At 73.6% G+C, this 21,335-nt stretch carries 15 protein-coding genes; 8 read left to right on the top strand and 7 right to left on the bottom strand.

The window, feature by feature from the left end:
- Positions 1–5: 5 nt before the first annotated feature.
- Positions 6–2,882, bottom strand: coding sequence for a serine/threonine-protein kinase (locus WMF26_RS17885; protein ID WP_438001303.1), 2,877 nt, complete (start codon positions 2,880–2,882; stop codon positions 6–8).
- A gap of 306 nt (positions 2,883–3,188) precedes the next feature.
- On the opposite strand from WMF26_RS17885, the gene WMF26_RS17880 reads away from it, so the two are divergent.
- Both WMF26_RS17880 and WMF26_RS17875 read left to right on the top strand, forming a co-directional pair.
- Positions 3,189–3,656 (top strand): hypothetical protein, encoded by a 468-nt coding sequence (locus WMF26_RS17880; protein WP_438001302.1) that lies wholly within the window; start codon positions 3,189–3,191, stop codon positions 3,654–3,656.
- A 412-nt stretch (positions 3,657–4,068) separates the two neighbouring features.
- Positions 4,069–6,105 (top strand): DsbA family protein, encoded by a 2,037-nt coding sequence (locus WMF26_RS17875; RefSeq protein WP_438001301.1) that lies wholly within the window; start codon positions 4,069–4,071, stop codon positions 6,103–6,105.
- 114 nt (positions 6,106–6,219) lie between these two features.
- Here WMF26_RS17875 and WMF26_RS17870 read toward each other — a convergent pair whose 3' ends face one another.
- Together WMF26_RS17870 and WMF26_RS17865 are read right to left on the bottom strand one after the other, a co-directional pair.
- Positions 6,220–10,521 carry a hypothetical protein gene (locus WMF26_RS17870; protein ID WP_438001300.1) on the bottom strand — a complete coding sequence of 1,434 codons (4,302 nt, stop codon included), beginning with the start codon at positions 10,519–10,521 and terminating at the stop codon, positions 6,220–6,222.
- Between the two features lie 124 nt (positions 10,522–10,645).
- The gene (locus WMF26_RS17865; protein WP_438001299.1) at positions 10,646–11,449 is read right to left on the bottom strand and encodes a sensor histidine kinase; all 804 of its coding nucleotides are present in this window, start codon (positions 11,447–11,449) and stop codon (positions 10,646–10,648) included.
- A gap of 319 nt (positions 11,450–11,768) precedes the next feature.
- Here WMF26_RS17865 and WMF26_RS17860 point away from each other — a divergent pair, with 319 nt between their 5' ends.
- The 3 genes from WMF26_RS17860 to WMF26_RS17850 all read left to right on the top strand — a co-directional run bounded on the left by WMF26_RS17860 (position 11,769) and on the right by WMF26_RS17850 (position 14,083).
- Positions 11,769–12,233 carry a response regulator gene (locus tag WMF26_RS17860; protein WP_438001298.1) on the top strand — a complete coding sequence of 155 codons (465 nt, stop codon included), beginning with the start codon at positions 11,769–11,771 and terminating at the stop codon, positions 12,231–12,233.
- 221 nt (positions 12,234–12,454) lie between these two features.
- On the top strand, positions 12,455–12,898 hold the full coding sequence (locus WMF26_RS17855) for a response regulator (protein ID WP_061622134.1): 444 nt from the start codon (positions 12,455–12,457) through the stop codon (positions 12,896–12,898).
- 195 nt (positions 12,899–13,093) lie between these two features.
- Positions 13,094–14,083, top strand: a complete 990-nt coding sequence (locus tag WMF26_RS17850; protein ID WP_438001297.1) for a sensor histidine kinase — start codon at positions 13,094–13,096, stop codon at positions 14,081–14,083.
- Between the two features lie 104 nt (positions 14,084–14,187).
- Here WMF26_RS17850 and dapE read toward each other — a convergent pair whose 3' ends face one another.
- From dapE to ndk, 4 genes are read right to left on the bottom strand one after another with little or no spacing between them, the layout of a single operon-like run.
- Entirely contained in the window at positions 14,188–15,291 is a 1,104-nt protein-coding gene (dapE, locus tag WMF26_RS17845) for a succinyl-diaminopimelate desuccinylase (protein WP_438001296.1), read from the bottom strand.
- Complete coding sequence (locus WMF26_RS17840) at positions 15,288–16,163, bottom strand: 2,3,4,5-tetrahydropyridine-2,6-dicarboxylate N-succinyltransferase (RefSeq protein WP_438001295.1); 876 nt, start codon at positions 16,161–16,163, stop codon at positions 15,288–15,290. The genes dapE and WMF26_RS17840 overlap by 4 nt, the downstream gene beginning before the upstream one ends.
- Before the next feature lie 42 nt (positions 16,164–16,205).
- The gene (locus tag WMF26_RS17835) at positions 16,206–17,084 is read right to left on the bottom strand and encodes a hypothetical protein (protein WP_437338211.1); all 879 of its coding nucleotides are present in this window, start codon (positions 17,082–17,084) and stop codon (positions 16,206–16,208) included.
- Positions 17,084–17,518, bottom strand: a complete 435-nt coding sequence (gene ndk, locus WMF26_RS17830; protein WP_061629540.1) for a nucleoside-diphosphate kinase — start codon at positions 17,516–17,518, stop codon at positions 17,084–17,086. The genes WMF26_RS17835 and ndk overlap by 1 nt, the downstream gene beginning before the upstream one ends.
- Before the next feature lie 358 nt (positions 17,519–17,876).
- Between ndk and WMF26_RS17825 the strand changes: the two genes are divergently transcribed.
- The 3 genes from WMF26_RS17825 to pstS all read left to right on the top strand — a co-directional run bounded on the left by WMF26_RS17825 (position 17,877) and on the right by pstS (position 21,259).
- Positions 17,877–18,572: a response regulator gene (locus WMF26_RS17825; RefSeq protein ID WP_020735531.1), complete on the top strand. Its 696-nt coding sequence runs from the start codon at positions 17,877–17,879 to the stop codon at positions 18,570–18,572.
- Between the two features lie 8 nt (positions 18,573–18,580).
- Positions 18,581–20,056: an ATP-binding protein gene (locus tag WMF26_RS17820; RefSeq protein WP_438001294.1), complete on the top strand. Its 1,476-nt coding sequence runs from the start codon at positions 18,581–18,583 to the stop codon at positions 20,054–20,056.
- An 87-nt stretch (positions 20,057–20,143) separates the two neighbouring features.
- Entirely contained in the window at positions 20,144–21,259 is a 1,116-nt protein-coding gene (gene pstS / locus WMF26_RS17815; protein WP_438001293.1) for a phosphate ABC transporter substrate-binding protein PstS, read from the top strand.
- Positions 21,260–21,335 lie beyond the last annotated feature (76 nt).

The following is a 21,335-nucleotide window of genomic DNA, read 5'->3' as shown; positions in this document are numbered from 1 at the left end:
GCAGCTTACTCGGCCTTGGCGACCCGGGACCGCCGCTTGTGACGGCGCCGCTTCGCCTCGGTGTGATCCTCGTGCCCGTTGCCCTCTTTCTCTGCCGTGTCGGCGTCGCCGCGGGCGGGCGTCGACGCCGCCGGCTCGCGGGCCGAGGACGAGGACGATCGCTCGCGCGCCTTCGTCTCGCGCTTCGCGACCTCGCGCGAGGCGCGATCCGCCGGGCCGCGCGCCGCGGGCTTGTCGGCCTTCGGCGCCGCGCCGCGCGCCGCCACCGCCTGGCTGCGCGGGGCGGCCTCGCTCCTCGCGGGCGGCTTCGCGGCGTCGGCCTTCGCGACGGCGGGCGCCGCGGCCCCGGCGCGGGGCGCGGCCGCATCGGACGCGGCGGCGGGCAGGGCGGCGAGGGCTCGCGGGGCATCGGTCCCCTGCCCCGCGCCCGGCGCGGGCGCGCCGGCCGCAGCGGGACCGGCCGCAGCGGCGGCGACCGCGGGCGTGCCGGCGGCCTGCGCCGGCGCGGCGGCCGCGAGGGCCTGCGCGGCTGCGACGCTGGGCGGCGCCGCCGCGCCGGTGGAAGGCGCCTCCGCGGCCCCGGACGGCGCCTCCGCGGCCCCGGACGGCGCGCCGGCGGACGGCGCGTCGACGGCCTCGACGCCGGGCGCAGCGGCCTGAGCCGCCTCCCCCGGCGGCGGGGCCGCCTCGCGCCCGACGTCGAGCAGCGCTGCGGCGGCGGGGACGCGCGCCGCGATCTCGCGCCCCTTGCCCACGACGACCGCGCCCGCGAGCGCCATCACGGCGGCCACGGCCGCGAACCCGACCGCGCGGCGCCGGGCGCGCGCGCGCCCGGGCGCGCCGAGCGCCCCCAGGATGGCCTGACGCATCTCGACGGCGCTCTGGAAGCGGACGCTCGGGTGGCGCGCCAGCGCGCGCATCACCAGCTCGTCGACGAACGGCGGGATCTGCCGCGCCGGGGCGCGCTCGCGGAGGCGCTCGGGGCTGCCCTTGATCTTCGCGTCGAGCAGCGCGACGAGGCTCGGCTCGACGAACGGCAGGCGCCCCGTGAGCATCTCGTAGAGGACGCAGCCGAGCGCGTAGAGATCCGCGCGCCCGTCGATGCGCCCCGACGCCGCCTGCTCGGGCGCCATGTACTCGGGCGTCCCCACGATCGCGACCGCGGCCCGGGCCGGCCCCTCCCCCGCGCCGGTCGCGTCCGCGACGCCGTCGCCCTCGCCGCGGTCGTCGGCCAGGCACTTCGCGAGCCCGAAATCGAGCAGCTTCACGCCGGCCTCGGCGATGGAGGGCGAGGCCTCGGCGCCGCTCGGGCGCGTCAAGAACAGGTTCTCTGGCTTGATGTCCCGGTGCACGAGGCCCTCGGCGTGCGCGAGCTCGAGCGCGCTCAGCACCTTGATCGCCATGGTGAGCGCGTCCCGCCAGTCGATCGCGGCCCCGCGGGCGAGCACGGCGTCGAGCGTCTCGCCCTCGAGCAGGTCCATGCCGCAGAACAGGCGGCCATCCGCGGCCATGCCGAAGTCGTGGACCTTCACGAGGTGCTCGTGGGAGAGGCGCGAGAGGACGCGCGCCTCGCGGCGGAAGCGGTTCGCGACCGCGTCCGCCGCGGAGTGCTCGGCGGAGACGACCTTGAGCGCCACGCGGCGCCCGAGGTCGACGTGCTCCGCCTCGTAGACGGTGCTGCTCGCGCCGGTGCCGATCTCGCGCAGCAGCCGGTAGCGCGTGCCCGGCAGCATGCCCTCGTCGCCGCGCTCGGCCGAGGCCATCGCCTCGGCGCGGGGGCTCACCGGCGTGACGGCCGCGGCGCGGTGCGCCTTCGCGGCGGCGACGAGGGCCGCGAACTCGCCGCGCGAGCGCCCGGGCTCGCCCGGGAAGAGCCGCTGCATCAGGTGCGCGGCCCGCGCGCGCACGCCGCGCTCGCCGCCCGGCAGCGCGGCCGCCGCGCCGAGGAGCGCGGCGAGGCCGCGCGCGGCGGCGCGGCTCGACGGGTACCGGGCATCCCGGTCGAAGGCCGTGAGCCGCGCGATCGCGGCGTCGAGCGACGGCGGCGCCCCGAGCGAGAGGGCGATCGGCGGCGGATCGTTCTGGTTGCGCGCGACCGCGGCCATGTGCGTCTGCGCGTCGCCCTGGAGGAAGCGGCGCCCCGCGCACAGCTCCCAGAGCATGATCCCGAGCGCGTAGAGGTCGACCCGCGCGTCGCCCGGGTCGCCGTTCGCGACCTCCGGCGCGACGTAGCCCGGCTTCGCGAACACGACGCCCGCGACCGTGTGGCAGCGCCGGTTCTGTCCGCGGGCGGTCCCGAAGTCGATGATCTTCACGTCGCCGGAGAAGCCGAGCATCACGTTCTGGGGCGACAGGTCGCGGTGGACGATGCCGAGCGCGGCGCCCGACGGGTCCTTGCGCTCGTGCACGTGGGCGAGCGCCTCGGCGATCATCGTCGCGATCGCGACCGCCTCCGCCCAGTCGAAGCGGTGCCCGAGCTGCACCGCGCGCGCCCGGACCTCGCCGAGGCTCCGGCCCTCGACGTGCTCGACGACCGCGTACGGCTCCCCGGTCGCCGGGTCGACGTCCGCCTCGATGACCTGCGCGACGCCGGAATGCTGGAGCTGCGCCTGCACCCGCGCCTCGTCCAGGAAGCGGGCGATGTAGCTCGGATCCGACGCGTGCTCGCGGCGGATGATCTTCACGACCACGGGGCGCTCGGCCCCCTCGAGGCCGGTCGTGGAGGCGAGGAACACCTCGCCCATGCCTCCCCGAGCGATGCGCCGCAGGAGCACGTAGCGGCCGAGCGGTCGGGGAACATCGTCCGCAGCGAAGCCGCTCTTGTTGGGCTCATGCGAGGGCGGAAGAACCGGGCGGGGCACGGTCGCGGAGGAGTTCGCCATGAACCGAACCTATCGGATGTAGGACAAGGTGGGCCAACTTCGCGCTGGAGCGTCGAAACGGGCCGCGCTCCCGCGGCGCCGCCGCCGGGCCACACCGTTTCGACACAGGGGCTCTCCAGGTTATCCACAGGGTTATCCACACCCTGTCGACAAGTCGCGGCCCCGGGCGATCGTGCTGAGCTGCGTCGGGATCCGTCCAGGAGGGCCCAGGAACCACCGCATTCTCCTGGAGCCCGGGCCATTGCTCTCCTCTCGGGCCTCGGCTACTCCTTGGCAGGGATGTCGCGACACGCCGCCCAGCGCCTGATGACCTTGCTGACGTTCGCGTTGGCGCTGGTCCTGCCGCTGCGAGCGCGCGCCGCGATCGTTCCGGTCTGCGAAGAGGACCGGATGACGATCGTCGCGCCGCCGGACGAGCCGTCGTGCACCGTCCTGACGAGCGTCGACGACGAGACGGGCGAGACGAGGGCCGCGCCCATCTGCGATCCGCGCGGCGCTTCCTCGGTCGCGCCGCCGCGCACGCTGCCGATGACCGACGACCGGATCGACGCGGCCCCTGGATGCGACAGGGGCGATCTCTGGCCGAGGGTCGGGCCGAACTCGGGTCACCCCAGCCCTGTGAGCGAGCTCTCCAGCCCGCCGCAGCAGGCGGTGCTCGTTCCGGAGCTCGTCCTGCCTGCCCCGTGCGCGCCCGTGGAGGCCTTCTCGTTCCTCGCGACCTCCGGCGGGCCGCGCACCGGCGTGGCGCAGGGCGTCTACCACCCGCCTCGATGAGGCAAGCTCGCCGGCCAGGCCGCCCCCGATCGCGCCGCGTGGTCTCTCGGAGCCCGCTGCGGGCGATTCGCGCCGGCCTTGCCGCGAGATCCGGAGCGTTTGCCGGTCTGACCCGAGCCCGTTAGGCGCTCGTCCGGGCCCACGTCGCGCAGGCTCGCCCTCTCGAGGGCGGCGCGCCTCGCGCGACGGAGGCCGGGCGCTGGCGCCGGCGTGAACGGTCCAGAGCGGTCCCGGCGCTCCGCCGGGGGCTGCTGCCGCGCCGCGCGGCGGCGGCTCCTTCGGCCCAGGGTGGCTCGCCGCCCTGGGAGCTCACGATTGGCGATCTTGTCGCGAGCGCGCACCTGGTGTCGCGCCCGCGTTGAAGGAGGGGCCCGCCTGGCGGCGCTCCACCACCGTTGAGAGAGGAAACATCATGAACAAGGGAACAGCCATCGTCGGCTTTCTTCTCTGCTTCATCGCAGGGATGGGGCTGATGTGGAGTATCGATCGGAGCGCCGGCTCGCGCGGGCATGAGATCTCCGCGGCCGTCGAGGACGGCCAGCCGTGGAGCGACGAGGACGCGGCGGTGCCCGTGTCGTCGAAGGACCCGGTGTGGGGCGCGCGGACGGCGCCGGTGACGATGGTCGTCTTCAGCGACTTCGAGTGTCCGTTCTGCAGCCGGGTCGAGACCACGATCAACCAGCTCAAGGACAAGTACGGTCCCGAGAAGCTGCGCATCGTCTGGAAGAACAACCCGCTGCCGTTCCACAAGAACGCGCGTCCGTCGGCGCTCGCGGCCGAGACCGTGTTCCGCCTCGGCGGCTCGAAGGCGTTCTGGAAGTTCCACGAGCTCGCCTTCCAGAACCAGAAGAGCCTCACGCCCGACAACTTCGAGAAGTGGGCCGGCGAGGCCGGCGTCGACAAGGCGAAGTTCAAGGCGGCGTACGATCGGCAGGAGTACATGGCCAAGATCGACGCCGACATGGCGGTCGGCAAGTCGTCCGGCGTCACCGGCACGCCCGCCTCGATCATCAACGGCGTGTTCCTGAGCGGCGCGCAGCCGGTCGACAAGTTCACCGCCGTGATCGACGAGCAGCTCAAGGCCGCGCAGGCCGCGATCGCCGCGGGGACGAAGCCCGACAAGGTGTATGCCAAGCTCGCCGCGGAGAACAAGGCGAAGGCGCCGCCCCAGAAGGAGCGCGAGCGCCCGCAGGAGGACGACAAGACGGTCTGGAAGGTGCCCGTCGGCGACGCGCCCGCGAAGGGCCCGGCCACCGCGCTGGTCACCATCGTCGAGTGGTCCGACTTCCAGTGCCCCTTCTGCAGCAAGGTCGTCCCGACGATCGACGAGATCCTCAAGACCTACGGGGACAAGGTCCGGTTCGTCTGGAAGAACAACCCGCTCCCGTTCCATCAGCGCGCGGAGCCCGCGGCCGAGCTCGCCATGGAGGCCCGCGCTCAGAAGGGCGAGAAGGGCTTCTGGGACGCGTATGAGCTGCTCTGGAAGAACCAGCAGAAGCTCAACGACGAGGACCTGCTCGGCTACGCCAAGGAGCTCGGGCTCGACGTCGAGAAGGTGAAGGCCGCGATCGCCACCAAGAAGCACGGCGCGGGCATCGCCGCCGATCAGGAGCTCGCGGACGACCTGCAGGCGTCCGGGACCCCGCACTTCTTCATCAACGGCCGCCGGCTCGTCGGCGCGCAGCCGATCGACAAGTTCAAGACGATCGTCGACGAGGAGATCAAGAAGGCCGAGGGGCTCCTCGCGAAGGGCGTCGCCGCCAAGGACCTCTACGCCGAGATCATCAAGGACGGCAAGGAGCCGCCGCCGCCCGAGCGCAAGGAGATCGCCGCGCCGCCGCCGAACAGCCCGTGGAAGGGCGGCGAGCGCGCGAAGGTCGTGATGCAGGTCTTCTCGGACTTCGAGTGCCCGTTCTGCAAGCGCGTCGAGGACACGGTCGCGCAGATCTCGAAGACCTACGGCGACAAGCTGAAGATCGTGTGGCGCCACCGCCCGCTGCCGATGCACAAGAACGCGCCGCTCGCGTCCGAGGCCGCGCAGGAGGCCTACGCGCAGAAGGGCAACGCCGGGTTCTGGGCGTACCACGAGGTGCTCTTCAAGAACCAGGGTCAGCCGGACGCCTTCTCGCGCGCCTCGCTCGAGAAGTACGCCGAGGAGCAGGGCCTCGACATGACGAAGTTCAAGAAGGCCCTCGACGCGAACACCCACAAGGCGTTCGTGGACTCCGAGAACTCCGTGGCGGACAAGGCGGGCATCAGCGGGACGCCGGCGTTCGTCGTGAACGGCTACTTCATCAGCGGCGCGCAGCCGTTCTCGAAGTTCAAGAAGCTGATCGACAAGGCCCTGAAGGAGGCCGGCGAGACCGCGCCTGCCGCGGCCAAGGCCGACGTCGTGAAGAGGCCGGCGCCCGCCGTGCAGCCGGCCGCCGCCCCCGCCGCCCCCAAGTGAACCGCCCGAGCGCGGTCTGATCTCCCGCCGAACCTGACCCACCTGCCCGAGGGGCGGCTCCCGACGACCGGATGAGCCGCCCGCCTCCCTGCCCTGCGCGGGCCCGGCGAGGCGTCAGCCCGTGGTACGGAACCGCGAGCGCCCCTCGGAGATCCACCACGCGCGGTAGCGCTCCTGGGCGGCCTCCCGCTCCTGTCGCGGCAGGTCCTCGTAGTAGCCGAAGTACTCCCGGGTGATGCCCTTCAGCTCGTCGATGGCGGCGCGGCGGATGGCGGGCTTCTCGTGCGTGAGCGCGTCGATGATCCACTCGATGCGATGGCGCTCGCCGTTCCTCGACCACCACGCCATCCACTTGCGCGCGTCGCGGCCGAGATCCTCCCGCGTGATGGCGGTCAGCGCGCGGACCGCCGCCTCGACGATCGCGTCGTGCGGATCGGAGAGCGCGCTGATGAGCGCCGGCACGCTGGAGCCGGAGCGGATCTCGGACATGGTGTCGATGGCGCTCAGCCGCCGCGCGGGCGACTCCTCGCGGTCGCGCGCGATGTGATCGAGCCCCTGCAGGATCGGGCCGCCCGCGGGCGGCGCCGCGATCAACAAGGCGGCCGATCGGACCGCGATGCGCCGGACGGCGATGTTGTCGTCGAAGAGCCGCGGGAGCAGCGCGTTGGCGGCTTCCGGGTACGGCAGCTCGCCGAGCACGTGCGTGGCCCAGAAGCGCACCTCGGGGTCGGGCGAGGCGCTCCGCACGGTCATGAAGGGGAGCGCCGGGCGCCGGATCGCGACGATGAGCTCGAGCAGCGGCCCGCACTGGGAGGCAGGCGGCGCGGCGGCGACGTTCGCGGCGCCGTCCGGGCCGGCGAGCTGCTCGCGGAAGCGCTGGCGATCGACCCGGAGCGGACCGGGGAAGCGCGCCGCGACGATCGAGATCGCCGTCTCTCCGTTGCGCACGAGCTCGGCGAACGCCCGCGGGCCCGCCTCGCCGCCCGCGAGGACGTGCTGCACGAGCGAGCTGTACTCCGCGCGCAGCTCGCTGGCCGGAGAGGTCGAGACCGCGGCGCGCCGCTCGGACGGGGGCCTCGGGTACACCGCGGCGGCCTCGACGGCGACGGGCGTGCGGCGCCAGTGGGGGCGCGCGGCGACCGACGACGGCGCCGGCGCGTGATCCCGCTGCTCCTCGGCGCCGGGCTTGATCGAGCTGTCGAGCATCCACGGCGGCCGGGAGTACCGCTTCGTCCGCGCCTCTTCGGGCTCGCCGAGATCGAAGTCCTCGGGCCGCGCGTGGGTCGGCGCCGCGGGGATCTCGAGGTCGGGGATCTCGTCGATGGCCGGCGGCGAAGGCGGCGCCGCGATGACCGGCGAAGCCGGCGCCGGCACCGCCTGCATGAGCGGCTGGGTGACCGCGGGCATCATCGGCGCCGTCACGGCCGTGCCCGACACGACGTCCGCGCCCGCCTCGAGGCCGAGCCGGATCTGCGGATCGGTTCCGAGGCTCGACGCGCGCGGCATCGGGGCCGGCGGGATGGTCGAGCTGAACGCCATCGCGTGCGCGACGCCTTCGTCCGGACGCACGGGCTCGGCCTCCACGCCCGTGCCGCGGAGCCCGAACGCCCGCGCGACGGCATCGATCCCGGATCCCCCGTCCTCCGTGGACCAGCCGCCCTGGGGTCGCGGGCCGTTCGGCTCGACGTCCGCGCCGTTGGCTCGCTGTGGCTCGCCCGCGCCGAGGGGCTCGTGCGCGGCGGGCGGCGAGGGTGCGTCGTCGGTCGGCCCGTGCGCCTCCGCGCGGACCATGCTGCTCAGCTCCAGCAGCGCGGCGCGGGTGCGCATGGAGAGCGGGCCCTCCTTGGCCTGCTCGTCGTCGTGCGGCGCGTCGGCCTCGTGCGGCGGCGCGGACGGCGTCCGCGCAGGCGCGGCGGCCTCGTGCGGCGGCGCGGACGACCGCTGCGGAGACGTCGCGGCCTCGTGCGGCGGCGCGGACGACCGCTGCGGAGACGCCGCGGCCTCGTGCGGCGGCGCGGACGACCGCTGCGGAGACGCCGCGGTATCCTGGGCTCCGCCGCTCCGGTTCAGCTTCTTTCGCAGGATGAGCCGCTCCAGCACCGTCGTTGCGACGCCGGCGAGCGCGATGAGATCGCCGATGCTGGAGAGCTCGACCGAGGCGGCGCCGTCGTCACCGTAGACGAGCGCCACGACGCGGCCGCGCACGACGATCGGGACGACCGCCACCGCGGCCGCGTGGACCTTCCTGCCGAGCTCGCGCTGGAGCTCCGCGTCCGGGGCGCTGCCGGCGAGCGCGGCGACGAGCGGCGCGCGCAGCGCGCGCGCCCTGGCGAGGGCGGTGGGACGCTCGAACGGCACGGCGATCTTCGTGACGCGCTCGCGCTCGGCGCCAGGGCCCGCGGCGTTGCGGCCCTCCGCGCGCTCGCCGTGGACCGTGAACAGGACCGTGTACTCGAAGTACTGCTGCGCGAAGTCGAAGAGGACCGCGAGCACCGCCTCGCTCGAGTCGACCGAGGCGAGCTCCTGCTCGGCCATGGCCAGCGTGAACGGGCCCTTGCGCCGCTGCGCCGTCGGCGCCGACCGGCCCGCCTCGCGCATCGAGCCCTTCGCCGCCGAGATCGCGGGCGCGGGCGCCGCAGGCGCGAGCGCCACGGGCGGGGAGGCCGCAGGAGCAGGCGCCGCCGGTGCGAGCGCAGCGAGCGCGGGCGCCACGGGCGTGGCCTCCGCCGGCGTCGTCGCAGCGGGCCCCACGGGCGCGGAGGCCGCGGGGACGGGCGCCGCTGGCGCAGAGCCGCCGGGCAGGCGCGGGTGCGACGCGGCAGCCTGCGGCACCGTGTCCTGCTGAGCGCGGTGCGCGGCCGACGCCCGCTTCAACCAGCCGGTCAACAGGTGCGTGCCCGGCGCCCGCGACCGCGCGCCGGACGGCGCCGGCGGCGCCACCGGCCTCCCGGGCGGCGCCATCGGCTTCAAGGGCGGCGTCGGCGGCTTCGAGGGCGGCGCCGGCGCTTCCGCGGCCGGCGCCCTCGCCTCCACCGCAGGAGCCGCGGGCGCGTCCTCCGCTGCCGCGAACGCCGCGAGGCGCGGCGCGAGCTGCTCGGAGCGCGGCGTCGGCTCTGCCGGCTCCGTCGCGGGCTCTCGCTGCGGCGCGGCCAGGTGGCCGGGACGCGCGGTCTCCTCGCCCGGATCCGCCGCGGCGGCGTCGGGCTGCGCCGGCGCCTCAGGGCCCGCTTGGCCGCGCCGCGGAGCGACCTTGGAGAGGCGCGAGGCCAGCGCCTCTGCCCCAGGCGTGTGCGCCTCGAGGTAGCGGAACGAGGGCAGATCGATCGGGTACTCGGCGACGACGGTCGGCTCGTCGTCCAGCTCGTGGAGCGGCGGCTTCCTCGGCGTCGGGACGGCCTCGTTGAGCGAGACCTCCGCGATGACGGTGTCCTCGTCATGGATCGAGGTCAGCGCCTCGACCGTCGGGGCATCGTCGATGCTCGATCGCCTTTGCTGCGCTTCCGCCGCCTCCTCGCGAGCGATCGAGGACGGCGCCTCGACCGTCGGAGCGTCGTCGATGCTCGACCGCTTCTTCTGCCGCGCTTCCGCCGTCTCCTCGCGCGGATGGATGCCCTCGGGCAACGTCGCGTCGGCGTCGGCGTTGACGTCGGCAGGCGCCGCCGCATCGACGTCCGCAGGCGCGACGGCGTCGGCTCGCGCGGGCGACGCCGCGTCGGCCTCTGCGGCCGGAGCCGCCCCTGCCGCCGCGAGCGGAGGCGCGTCGACCGGCGCAGGCGCGACCGGGTCGGCTCCTGCCGGCGGGGCCGCACCCGCGCCGGCGGCTGGCGCCGGCGGCGGAGCCGGTTCCGGCGGGAGCGCAGCGACGGCTGCGGAGGCGGGCTCGACCGGCTCTGCCGGGCTCGGCTCGGCGCGCGCGTCGAGCTGCTTCACGAGCCGCGACAGGCGCCGCTCGAGGGCGGCGCCGTAGTGCTCCGCGAGCGCCTGGCGGATACGCACCAGCGGCGCGGCGAGCTGCCGCAGGTTGACCCCCAGCGAGAAGCTCAGCTGCTCCGCCACGGCCGGCGCGAGCGGCTCGGCCGTCGCGATGACCAGCGTCGGCTCCGGCTGCGAGGCTCCCGCCGCCGCGCTGTCGACGCCCGTGCGCACGTCGAGCGGGAACACGCGGTGCTGGACCGCGAGCTCAGCCGGGATGGTCCGGAGCACGTCGGGCGACGCGGGCCGGAGCCGGCCCACCGCGGGCGGGAGCCCGAGGCTCTCCGCGAGCAACGCGGTGAGCTCGCGCTCGCTCACCGCGCCCAGCTCCAGCACGTTCGTGGCGAGGTCGCCGCCGTGGAGCACTTGGCGGGCGATCGCCTCCTCGACCACCCGCATCGAGGTAACCCCATGCTGCACGAGGAGAGAGCTCAGCGTCGGCATCGAGGCGCATTCATCGTTGTGCGGTGGAAGTTGGAGCACGCTCGCGACGTGCGGCCCGGTTCATCCTAGACGAAGTCTCTATCGGACACGATCCGCGTTGGAGCCCTTGGAAGGGTCTCCTCCGTCACCGGCCGCTCGCCGCGTCGCAGCGACCTTCCGTCTCCGGCAACCTGGTAGGAGGATCCCGCCCAACGCCGCCGAGGAAGCAGGTGAAGCGCAGCCCGGTCGCGGAGAGGTCCGCGGCCGATGCCGGCGCGCCGCCGTCCGCGCGCTCGGACGAGGGCTCTATGGTCAGCCCGCCCCCGTGCGCGCCGAGGATGCCGTGCGCGATCGCGAGGCCGAGGCCGAGCCGCTCGCGGCGGCGCGGCGCGACCGGGTCGGCGGGGATCGCCGCCCGCTCGCCGAACGGCTCGAGCAGCCGGGCGAGCGGCTCCGGCGGGACGGGGCCCGCCTCGTCGACGACGGTCACCACCGGCGCGCCGTCGGCGATCGAGACGCGGACCTGCACCGGCCGATCGCGCGATCGCAGGATGGCGAAGCCGAGCACGTATTCCAGCGCCACCCGGAGGAGCTCCGGATCGCCCTCCACGGTCGCGGCCCCATCGGGCCCGGCCTCGAACGAGATCTGCACGCCGCGCGCGGCGGCCATCGCCTCGAGCTGCACCGCGGCGCGCCGGACGAGCTCGGCCGCGTCGCAGCGGGCGATCGACATCGGTCGGCTCGCGTCCGCGCGGAGCCAGATGGAGTTGTCGAACTCGTCGAGCAGCCGCTTCAGCCGCTCGCCGGCGCCGCGCACGCGCTCCAGCATGTCGCGCGGCGCCGGCCCGAGGTCCTTCTGGTAACGCAGCAGGTAGTGCACCCCCGCCAGCATGGTCGCCAGCTCGCCGCGTAGATCGTGGCCCACCCGCGCGAAAAACTCGTCATCCATCCACATAGACGCCTGCTCCGAATATGCAGCAGCGCGGACCTCGAGCATCAGACGAGCAAGCCAACTGTCGTCGGGACCGCCCCGAAACAGCCGTCGCCAGGCGCTGAGGGCGAACCGCGCAGAGCCCCCATCTGCGCTGGACAGTTGATGGTTGCGGATAAGCGACCTGGGCACAAGGTGTACCCGGGGCTCAGGCTTCGCCTCCACCGACGCAGGGGGACCTTCCAGGAACGCCGGCGGGGAGGTCGTGGCCCGGATGCCCCACATCGAAGCCCGAGCACCTGGGGAGCGCCGTCAGCCGAGCCGCGAGCGGGGGAGCATGTCCGAGGCAGAGCGCAGAGAGTCCGCCGAGCAACACGACGAGGAGGGCGACGAGGATACCCTCGTGGTCGAGCGACGCCGCCGGGTCCTCATCGTGGACGATGATCCCGATTTCCTCATCATGGCGGAGGCGGCGCTCGCCGCGCACGGCTTCCTGGTCGAGCGGGCGGCGGGTGGGCTGCGCGGCGTGTTCCTCGCCACACAGGACGTGCCGGATGTGATCCTGTGCGACCTGAGGATGCCCGGCATCGACGGGTTCGTCGTCGCCGAGGCGCTGCGCGCCGACCCGGCGACCCAGCACGTCGCCATCTTCGCGTGCACCGGCCGCCGCGATCTCGAGGCCCGCGCCGCCCTCAACGCCTCGGCCTTCGACGGCGTGCTCGTCAAGCCAGTCGACTGGGATAGCGCCGCTCGTTTGCTCCACGAGATCATCGGCGTCCGCCGGCCCTACGGGCCTACCTAGGGCACGTAAGGAACAACCTTAGATTCCTTCAGGCGAGGTGCAGGGCGACCCCTGCGCGGGAGGGGAAATGCCCGGCATCTGGCCGGCAATAAGGTATACAAACATCGCGTGACCCGAGCGGATCGCCCCCCTACATCGCCTGCGTGAGAGACCGGCCGCACGCTGTCGCGTTCGTTCGCGATCGCCGGGCGGCGCGCCGACGAACGGAAAGGTTCACTGGGATGGAAGTGAAGTGTGACGACAACGCGTTCTCGCCGCTCGTCCTGGTCGTGGACGACTTCCAGGACAACCGGGAGATGTTCGCGGAATACCTGTCTTTCTCCGGGTTCCGCGTGGCCGAGGCGGCGACCGGTCGGGAGGCGCTCGATCGCGCCTTCGAGCTGATCCCGGACCTCATCCTGATGGACCTGTCGCTCCCCGAGATCGACGGGTGGGAGGCGACGCGCCACCTCAAGAGCGACCCGCGCACGAAGCGGATCCCCATCGTCGCCCTCACCGGCCACACGCTCGCGGGCCACTCGCGCGAGGCGAAGGACGCGGGGTGCGACGCGTTCCTCACGAAGCCGTGCCTGCCGGACACGCTCGTGCTCGAGATTCGCCGCCTCCTGTCGCGCGTCGAAGGCGACACGCGGGGCCCGTCGCCGCAGCCAGAAAGAACGACCTGACGCGTCGCGAATCTGCTCTCCAGCCACCCCGCGAAACCGGCGCGGCGCCCGCGCGATCCGCGAGGCGCGCGATCCGGGAGAGGAACAGCGCACGTGCGCTCCCGCGCTGCCATGACTTGACTGAGGCACCACCTGACTATCCCGAGCACAGTCTTTCTGGCTAACTGATCGCTTGAGAGGCAAGAGGGAGCGAGGATGGCGGGGGTGACGAGGAAAAAAGCCGGAAAAGACGCGACGGACAGCGCGGATGGAGCGCCCGGCCGCCCGCTCCGCGGGCGCGCCACGGCGGTGCCCCTGCGCTCGCCCAAGAGGGGATCGGCGTCGGTTGCAGCGGCCGGGCCTCGCTCCGCGGGGCCGGCGACCCTGCGCGCCAGGGCGCCCAGGCGATCGAAGTCGGACTCGGACCGGCACGCCCCGCGGGGCGACGCGGCCGAGCGCGAGCGGCTCGAGGAGCAATGCCAGCGGCTGGAGCGCCGCGCCGAGACGGCCGAGCGCATGCTCCGCGAGACGGTGTCCACCATCTCTCACGATCTCAGGAACTCGCTGAGCGTGATCGTGGTCAGCGCCCGCATGCTGATGCGCTCGATCCCCCAAGAAGGCCCGGGGCGGCGGCAGCTCGAGGCGATCACCCGCGCGGCGGACGACATCAACCAGCTCGCGCAGGACCTTGTCGACGCCATGAGCATCGAGAGCGGCTCGCTGAAGGTCGGCAAGGGCGCGCACGAGGTCGAGCCGATCCTCGACCGGGCGATCGAGCTCGTCGCCCCGACCGTCGCGCTGAAGCCGCTCGAGATCGCGAAGGAGCTGCCGCACGACGTGCCGCCCATCGCGTGCGACCGGGAGCGCATCGTCCAGGTCATCGCGAACCTGCTCGGCAACGCGATGCGCTTCACGCCCAAGGGCGGACGCATCACCGTGCGCGCCGAGCCCTCGGGCAACGACGCGCGCTTCTCGATTTCCGACACCGGCCCCGGCATCGCGCCGGACCAGCAGCCGCTGCTCTTCGCCCGGCACGCGCCCGCTCGCCGGCCCCTCGGACAGGGGATGGGGCTCGCGGCGTTCGTCACCAAGGGCATCGTGGAGGCCCACGGCGGCACGATCTGGGTCGAGAGCTCGCCCGGCCAGGGCAGCACGTTCTTCTTCACCATCCCGGCCGCCGGGCTCTCGGTGCGCGCAGCGCCCTGACCGAGAGCCCGCGCGCGCGGAAGAGCGCGCGCCTGACGACCCTCGAGACCGGCGCGCGCGCCCGCGGGCATGGCCGCGGTGCGCGCGCAGCAGCCGCGCCCCCGTCAGGCCGGCCCGAGCCCGGAGAGCCAGCGGCGGAGGATCGCGCGGCCCTCCGACAGCTTGCGCAGCGACGCCCACTCGTTGCGCTGGTGCGCCTGGGCGTTCTCGCCGGGGCCGAAGTTCACCGCGGGCACGCCGAGCTCTGCGAAGCGGGCCACGTCGGTCCACGCCTGCTTCGGCTCGACCGCGGCGACGCCGGCCTCGCGCAGCGCCACGACGAGCGGGTGCGACGCGTGCGGCAGCGCCGACGGGCTGAGGTCGCGCCACTCGATCTCGGCGCGGCCGGCCACGAGCGCCTCGATGGTCCGCTGCGCCTCCTGGATCGAGGTCCCCGGCGGGAAGCGGTGGTTCAGGTTCATCGTGAACTCGTCGGGCACGACGTTCCGCCCGCGCCCGCCCTGCGCCATCGTCGCCGTCGTCACGGCCCGGTAGACGAACCCGTCGATCTCGACCTCGCGCGGCGCGAGGGCGGCGAGCTCGACCAGGAGCGGGCCCGCCTTGTAGATGGCGTTCTCCCCCTGCCACGGCCGCGCGCTGTGCGCCGTCCGCCCGCGGAACGTCAGCCCCGCGTGCAGCGAGCCGCTCGCGCCGAGGCTCAGCTTGTTGTCGCTCGGCTCGAGGCACACCGCGAGATCGAGCGCGCGGAGGCCCGGCTCGCGCTCGATGACCAGCGCGAGCTCGTTCTCGAGGTACGGGCCCTCCTCCCGGGCGTAGAACACGAGCGTCAGATCGACGCCCGCGACGTCCTCCCGCGCGCCCTCGGCGAGGTCGAGCATCAGCGCGAGGCCCGACTTCATGTCGCTCGCGCCGGGGCCGTAGAGGCGATCCCCCTCGATGCGCGGCGGCCCGTCGTGCGAGGTGCGCACCACGTCGAGGTGCCCGGCCAGCGCGATCTTCGGGCCACCCGTGCCCTGCGTCACCTGCGCGACCAGCGAGTCGCCGTGACGGCGCACCGGCGCGGCGAGCTGCGCCCGACCGAGCCGCTCGGCCACCGCGGAGCACAGCTCCTGCTCCTCCCCGATGGGCGACGGGACCGAGCACAGCCAGAGCAGCGTGTCCGCGAGCGCGGCCTCGGGCGCCGCGCCCCGATCGGGCCGCGCGCTCACACCGGCACCGCGAAGTCGCGCAGCGCCGCGTTGAGCGACACCTTGCGGTCGGTCGCCTCGCTCCGCTTGCCGATGATCAGCGCGCACGGGATCGAGAACTCCCCCGCGGGGAAGCGCTTCGGCCGCGTGCCCGGGATGACCACGCTGCGCGCCGGCACCCGGCCTCGGTGCTCGACGACCTCCGGCCCCGTGACGTCGAGGATCGCCGTCGACGCGGTGAGCACCACGCCGGCGCCGAGCACCGCCTCCTCCTCGACGACGACGCCCTCCACCACGATCACGCGCGAGCCGACGAAGACGCCGTCCTCGATGATCACCGGCCGCGCCCCCGGCGGCTCGAGCACCCCGCCGATGCCGACGCCCCCGGCGAGGTGCACGCCTCGCCCGATCTGCGCGCAGCTGCCGACGGTCGCCCACGTGTCGACCATCGACCCCGCGCCGACCCACGCGCCGATGTTCACGTAGCCGGGCATGACGATCGCGCCCTGCTCGAGGAACGCGCCGTAGCGCACCGTCCCCGGCGGGACGACGCGGACGCCCGCCTTGTCGAGCCCGCGCTTGAGCGGGATCTTGTCGTGGAACTCGAAGGGGCCGACCTCCATCACGCTCATGCCGCGGAGCGCGAAGTAGAGCAGGATCGCCTCCTTGATCCACGCGTGCGTCACCCACCGGTGCGGGGCGCCCTCGCCGGAAGGCGCCGCGCCTTCGCCGCCCGCCTGCGGGGTCTTGTCGGGCTCCGCGACGCGGAGCAGGCCTTGATCGAGCTGCTCGATCGTGCGGAGGACCGCGGCCTCGTGCGCGGGCGAGCGCAGGAGCTCGCGGTCGCGGAACGCCGCCTCAACAAGGGACTTCAGGGATTCGTCGGTGGCCATGGCGGCGCCTTTAGCACGGCCGCGACAGCACCGGCAGCGGCGTCAGAACGTCATGGTGACGACGCGGCCGCCGGGCCCCTCGACGAGGTCGACGCCCGCGCGGCGCGCGACGACGCGGGCCACGGCGGCGGCCCGCTCGCCGCCGTCGCGCAGCACCACGTCGAGGGCGACCGCCGGCGCCCCCTCGCGCGGGCCGCGCTCCGCGATGCGCACCGTCGAGCGCCCGTCCGGCAGGCGGGAAACGGCGAGGTGGGGGCTCGCCACGCCCGCGGCGTTGACCATGCCGACGGCGAGCTCCATGAGCCCGCTCACGGCGCGCACGTCGCCCTCCACCTCGTTGGCGCGGCTGTCCGAGGAGGCGACCGAGATGCCGACCACGGGCCGCCCCTCGACCGCGGTGGCGCTCCAGTTGCGGAGCACGTCGATGAGATCGAGCGGCGTGGGGCGCAGCTCGAGGGTCGCGATCACGAGCTCGGACAGGCGCAGCGCGCCGCTCAGCGCCCGGGCCGTCCTGCGCACCGACGCCTCGAGCGCGAGGCGCTGCCGGGCGTCGATGCCGCGCTCGGCGCCGGCGCGCTCCCCGCGGCCGCGCCCGGGGCCGCGCCCCGCCGGGGCGCCCGCGGCGGCGCGCGACAGCTCGTCCGTGAGGCGCGCGACGTCGACGCCCGCGTGCTCGAGCACCGCGCACGCGGCGTCGGCCGCCGCGGGGTCGTCGGTCGCCACGAAGCCGTCGCGGACCGCCGCGGAGAGGCTGTCGAGGGCGGCGACCAGCGCCGCGCACCCCTCGCACACCTCAGGCAGCGCGAGGGCGACCCCGCGCGGCCCGACGCGGCGCGAGCCGAGCAGGTGGGCGAAGCTCTCGATGCCTGCAGCGCCGTCCCGCGCCGCGCCGAGCGCAGCGGCGAGCCGCTCGCCGAGCATCAGTTGGTCGCGCTCGGAGCGACCTCGTAGCCTGCGAAGAAGTAGGCGATCTCGCGCGCGGCGGTCGCCGTCTTGTCGGAGCCGTGGACCGCGTTCTCGCCCACGCTCGCCCCGTGCAGCTTGCGGATCGTCCCCTCCGCCGCCTTCGCCGGGTCGGTCGCGCCGATGACCTCGCGGTACTTCGCGACCGCGTCCTCGCGCTCGAGGGCCATCACCAGGATGGGGCTGCGCGACATGAACGTCACGAGCTCGTCGAAGAAGCCGCGCCCCCGGTGCTCGGCGTAGAAGCCTTCCGCCTCCGCGCGGCTGAGGTGGATGCGCTTCATCGCTTTGATCGTGAAGCCCTCCTGCTCCAGGCGAGCGATGATCGCGCCTGCCTTGTTCTTTTCCATTGCGTCGGGCTTGATGATTGAGAGGGTTCGCTCGAGGGCCATGGGCGGCCCAGTTAGGCGAAAACGCCGAGCGTTGCAAGCGCCACGCATTCCGTCCTCAAGGTCGGCGACCGGCCTCGCTGCGCGTCCCCTGCTGTGCGCCTCCGCGCTCCCGCCGTTCCCGCCCGCCTGCGCCTCGCGCTCCCGGCCGGTCTCCCGGCGGCGCCCAGGGCCGCCCCCGATCGGGCCGTCCGCCGCCCGGCGCGCCCCGTGCGCCGTCGCGCGCGCGTCGCCGCGCTCCCGTCGGCCTCGCGCTCCACCGCCCGCTCGCAGGCGCTCCGCCTCGTGTGCTCGTGGTGACGACGCGCGGCACGCGCGATCGCCATGAAGCTGTCACAATGCGCTGCTACACCCACCGTCCATGCCGAGCCACGTGCTCATCGTCGAGGACGAACGCGACCTCCAGCGCGTCCTTACGTACAACTTCCGTCAAGCTGGCTTCGATGTGGTCTCCGCCGGGAGCGGAGAGACAGCGCTCCGCGCGGTCAAGGAGGAGCGGTTCGATCTCGTCCTGCTCGACCTCATGCTCCCGGACATGTCGGGCACGGAGATCTGCCGCCGCCTGAAGCAGAACCCGCAGACCTCCGCGGTCCCCGTCATCATGGTCACGGCCAAGGGGGAAGAGATCGATCGGATCGTCGGCTTCGAGCTCGGGGCCGACGACTACGTCGTCAAGCCGTTCAGCGTGCGAGAGCTCATCCTGCGCGCGCGGGCGATCCTCAAGCGCTCCGAGAGCCCCACGTCGGCCCCGGAGAAGTTCGATTTCGGCATCCTCCGGGTCGACCGGGCCGCGCACAGGGCGTGGGTGCAGGAGAACGAGATCGCGCTGACGGCGCTCGAGTTCCGCCTGCTCATGATGCTCTACGATCGCCGCGGGCGCGTGCTCTCGCGCGACCTGTTGCTCGACGAGGTGTGGGGCTCGCACGTCGACGTCACCGCGCGCAACGTCGACACCCACGTGAAGCGCGTCCGCGAGAAGCTCGGGGCCGCCGGCGACTACATCGAGACCGTGCGCGGCGTCGGCTACCGGTTCCGCGCCGAGCCCGAGGCCGCCTAGGGGCCCTCATGCTCGTGTTGAGGCGGCTCGGCATCGGCGCGAAGCTCGTGGCGGCGACGGTGCTCGTCCTCCTCGTCGCGGGCGTGCCGATCGAGCGCCTCGCCGCGCGCGACATGGAGGCGGCGCTGGTCGCGGAGCACAGCCCGCGCGCCGCCGTCGACGCGGCCCTCTCGCGCTCGCGGCGGGCCATGCTGTTCGGCATGGGCGCCGTGATCGTCGTCGCCGTCTCGGTCGGCGCCGCCACCACCTTCTTCATCACGCGCCCCATCCGGCGGCTGACCCGCTTCGCGCTGGCGATGTCCGAGGGCGACCTGTCGACGCGCGCGCCCCTGCGCGGCTCGGGCGAGCTCCGCCAGCTCGCGCGCGCGCTCAACCACCTGACGAGCGAGCTCTCCCGCTCCATCGCCGAGGTCAGGACCGAGCGCGATCTGCTCGCTGGCATCCTCGACGGCATGAGCGAGGGCGTGCTCGTGCTCGATCGCGACGGGCGGATCCTCCTCGCCAACCGGGCGCTGCGCGCGATGGCCTCCCTCGGCGAGGACGCGCTCGGCCGATCGGTCATCGAGTCGATCCGCAACGCGCACCTCACCGAGGCGATCCAGCTCGCCGGCCAGCGGGACGAGCCGGTCGACGTCGAGGTCGAGCTCGGGCGGACGCTGCCGCGGCGGCTGCTCGTGCGGGTGTCGCGCCGGAAGGCCCCGGCGCACGACGCGCTCGACGCGCGCGCGGAGCACGACGGCGCGCCCACGGAGCCCGGGCTCATCGCGGTGTTCCACGACGTCACGGATCTCCGCCGGCTGGAGACGATCCGGACCGACTTCGTCGCCAACGTGTCCCACGAGCTCAGGACGCCGGTCACCGCGATCAGCACCGCCGCCGAGACGCTGCAGCTCGGCGCGCTGCAGGACCCCCACGAGGCCGCCGAGTTCGTCGACGTGATCGATCGGCACGCGAAGCGGCTCCGCCACCTCGTCGACGACCTGCTCGACCTCTCGAAGATCGAGGCGAAGAATTTCCGCCTCGCGCTCGCCGATCTCGACGTCGCCCCCGCCATCGAGCACGTGACGCAGCTGCTCGCCGAGGCGGCGCGCCGCCGCAGGGTCACGCTGACCGTCGACGCCGCCGCGCTCCCGTCCGCGCGGTGCGACCGCCGCGCGATCGAGCAGGTGCTCATGAACCTGCTCGACAACGCCATCAAGTACGCGGGCGAGGGCGCTCACGTCACGGTGGAGGCGCGCTCGGTCGATCAGCAGGTGACGATCGCCGTCGCCGACGACGGCCCCGGTATCCCTCCTCACCACCTGGGCCGCATCTTCGAGCGGTTCTACCGCGTCGACGCCGGCCGCTCGCGCGACCTCGGCGGCACCGGGCTCGGCCTCGCCATCGTGAAGCACCTGGTCGAGCTGATGAACGGCTCGATCGAGGTCGAGAGCGCCATCGGCCGCGGCACCAAGTTCACCGTCCGCCTCGCGCGCGCCGTGTGATCCCAGCGAAGTCGGGAAAATCCGGTACTCGCTGTTCCACCCTGCCGTCACACGGCTGTCACAAAGCTCGACTACGCCTGACGGTGCATGGCTCGAATTCTGCTCACCCTGGCGATGTTCCTCCTGGCCGCTGGATGCGGTCGCTCCGACGGTCCCCAAGAGACCGGCTCGCTGCCCGGCTCGAAGCCGAACGCGGCGCCTCAGCCGGGCGCCGATGGGGAGGTCACCCTGACGGGCGCGGGTGCGACGTTCCCGTATCCGCTTTATACGAAGTGGATCTCCGAGTTCCAGAAGGCCAACTCCAAGGTCAAGATCAACTACCAGTCGATCGGCTCCGGCGGCGGTATCCGGCAGATCACCGAGCGGACCGTCGACTTCGGCGCCACCGACGCGCCGATGACCGAGGAGCAGCTCGCCAAGGCGGCGGGCATCCTGCACCTGCCGACCTGCCTCGGCGCCGTCGTGCTGACCTACAACCTCGAGGGCGTGCCGTCGGGGCTGAAGCTGACGCCGGAGGCGACCGCGCAGATCTTCCTCGGCAAGATCAAGAAGTGGAACGACCAGGCCATCCAGCAGGAGAACCCGGAGGTGAAGCTCCCCGACAAGGAGATCGCGACGGTTCACCGCTCGGACGGCAGCGGGACCACCAAGATCTTCGTCGACTACCTGAGCGCGGTGAGCCCGGAGTGGAAGAGCGGCCCCGGGACCGGGACCAGCGTCAACTGGCCGGGCGGCCTCGGCGCCAAGGGCAACGACGGCGTCTCCGCGCTCATCACGAGCACGCCCGCGTCGATCGGCTACATCGAGCTCGCGTACGCGATGCAGAACAAGCTCACCTTCGCCTCGCTCAAGAACAAGAGCGGCAAGTTCGTCGCACCGTCGCTCGAGAGCACGACCGCCGCGGGCGCCGGCGCCGCCGCCAAGATGCCGGACGACCTCCGGATGTCGATCGTCGACGCCGAAGGCGAGGACGCGTACCCCATCGCCGGCTTCACCTACCTCCTCGTCTACCAGGAGCAGAAGGATCTCGCGAAGGGTAAGGTGCTCGCCAACTTCGTGAAGTGGGCGATGCAAGACGGCCAGAAGTTCACCAACGACCTCCATTATGCGCCGCTGCCGACGGCGGTCGTCGAGAAGGTCAACAAGAAGCTCGCCACCGTGGTGGGCCCCGACGGCAAGCCCCTGCTCACCCCAACGCCATGAAAGAAGGCGCGTCAGCGGCGCGCACGGCGCTCCGCCGCGCGCCGCCGGCGCGCGCGCAGGATAGGTCCATGAGCAC

The organism is Sorangium sp. So ce185 (genome assembly GCF_051526825.1).
Lineage (GTDB): Bacteria > Myxococcota_A > Polyangia > Polyangiales > Polyangiaceae > Sorangium > Sorangium cellulosum_D.
The sequence above is the reverse complement of the archived record's forward strand: the minus strand, read 5'-3'. Positions and strand labels throughout refer to the sequence as shown.

Bases quoted from the DNA above. Each gene is read 5' to 3' on its own strand.
- WMF26_RS17860 (WP_438001298.1), top strand. From the start codon at position 11,769: ATGTCCGAGGCAGAGCGCAGAGAGTCCGCCGAGCAACACGACGAGGAG.
- pstS (WP_438001293.1), top strand. From the start codon at position 20,144: ATGGCTCGAATTCTGCTCACCCTGGCGATGTTCCTCCTGGCCGCTGGA.
- WMF26_RS17820 (WP_438001294.1), top strand. From the start codon at position 18,581: ATGCTCGTGTTGAGGCGGCTCGGCATCGGCGCGAAGCTCGTGGCGGCG.
- WMF26_RS17835 (WP_437338211.1), bottom strand. From the start codon at position 17,084: ATGCTCGGCGAGCGGCTCGCCGCTGCGCTCGGCGCGGCGCGGGACGGC.
- WMF26_RS17840 (WP_438001295.1), bottom strand. From the start codon at position 16,163: ATGGCCACCGACGAATCCCTGAAGTCCCTTGTTGAGGCGGCGTTCCGC.
- WMF26_RS17825 (WP_020735531.1), top strand. From the start codon at position 17,877: ATGCCGAGCCACGTGCTCATCGTCGAGGACGAACGCGACCTCCAGCGC.
- WMF26_RS17875 (WP_438001301.1), top strand. From the start codon at position 4,069: ATGAACAAGGGAACAGCCATCGTCGGCTTTCTTCTCTGCTTCATCGCA.
- WMF26_RS17870 (WP_438001300.1), bottom strand. From the start codon at position 10,521: ATGCCGACGCTGAGCTCTCTCCTCGTGCAGCATGGGGTTACCTCGATG.
- ndk (WP_061629540.1), bottom strand. From the start codon at position 17,518: ATGGCCCTCGAGCGAACCCTCTCAATCATCAAGCCCGACGCAATGGAA.
- WMF26_RS17850 (WP_438001297.1), top strand. From the start codon at position 13,094: ATGGCGGGGGTGACGAGGAAAAAAGCCGGAAAAGACGCGACGGACAGC.
- WMF26_RS17880 (WP_438001302.1), top strand. From the start codon at position 3,189: ATGACCTTGCTGACGTTCGCGTTGGCGCTGGTCCTGCCGCTGCGAGCG.
- WMF26_RS17865 (WP_438001299.1), bottom strand. From the start codon at position 11,449: ATGGATGACGAGTTTTTCGCGCGGGTGGGCCACGATCTACGCGGCGAG.
- WMF26_RS17855 (WP_061622134.1), top strand. From the start codon at position 12,455: ATGGAAGTGAAGTGTGACGACAACGCGTTCTCGCCGCTCGTCCTGGTC.
- WMF26_RS17885 (WP_438001303.1), bottom strand. From the start codon at position 2,882: ATGGCGAACTCCTCCGCGACCGTGCCCCGCCCGGTTCTTCCGCCCTCG.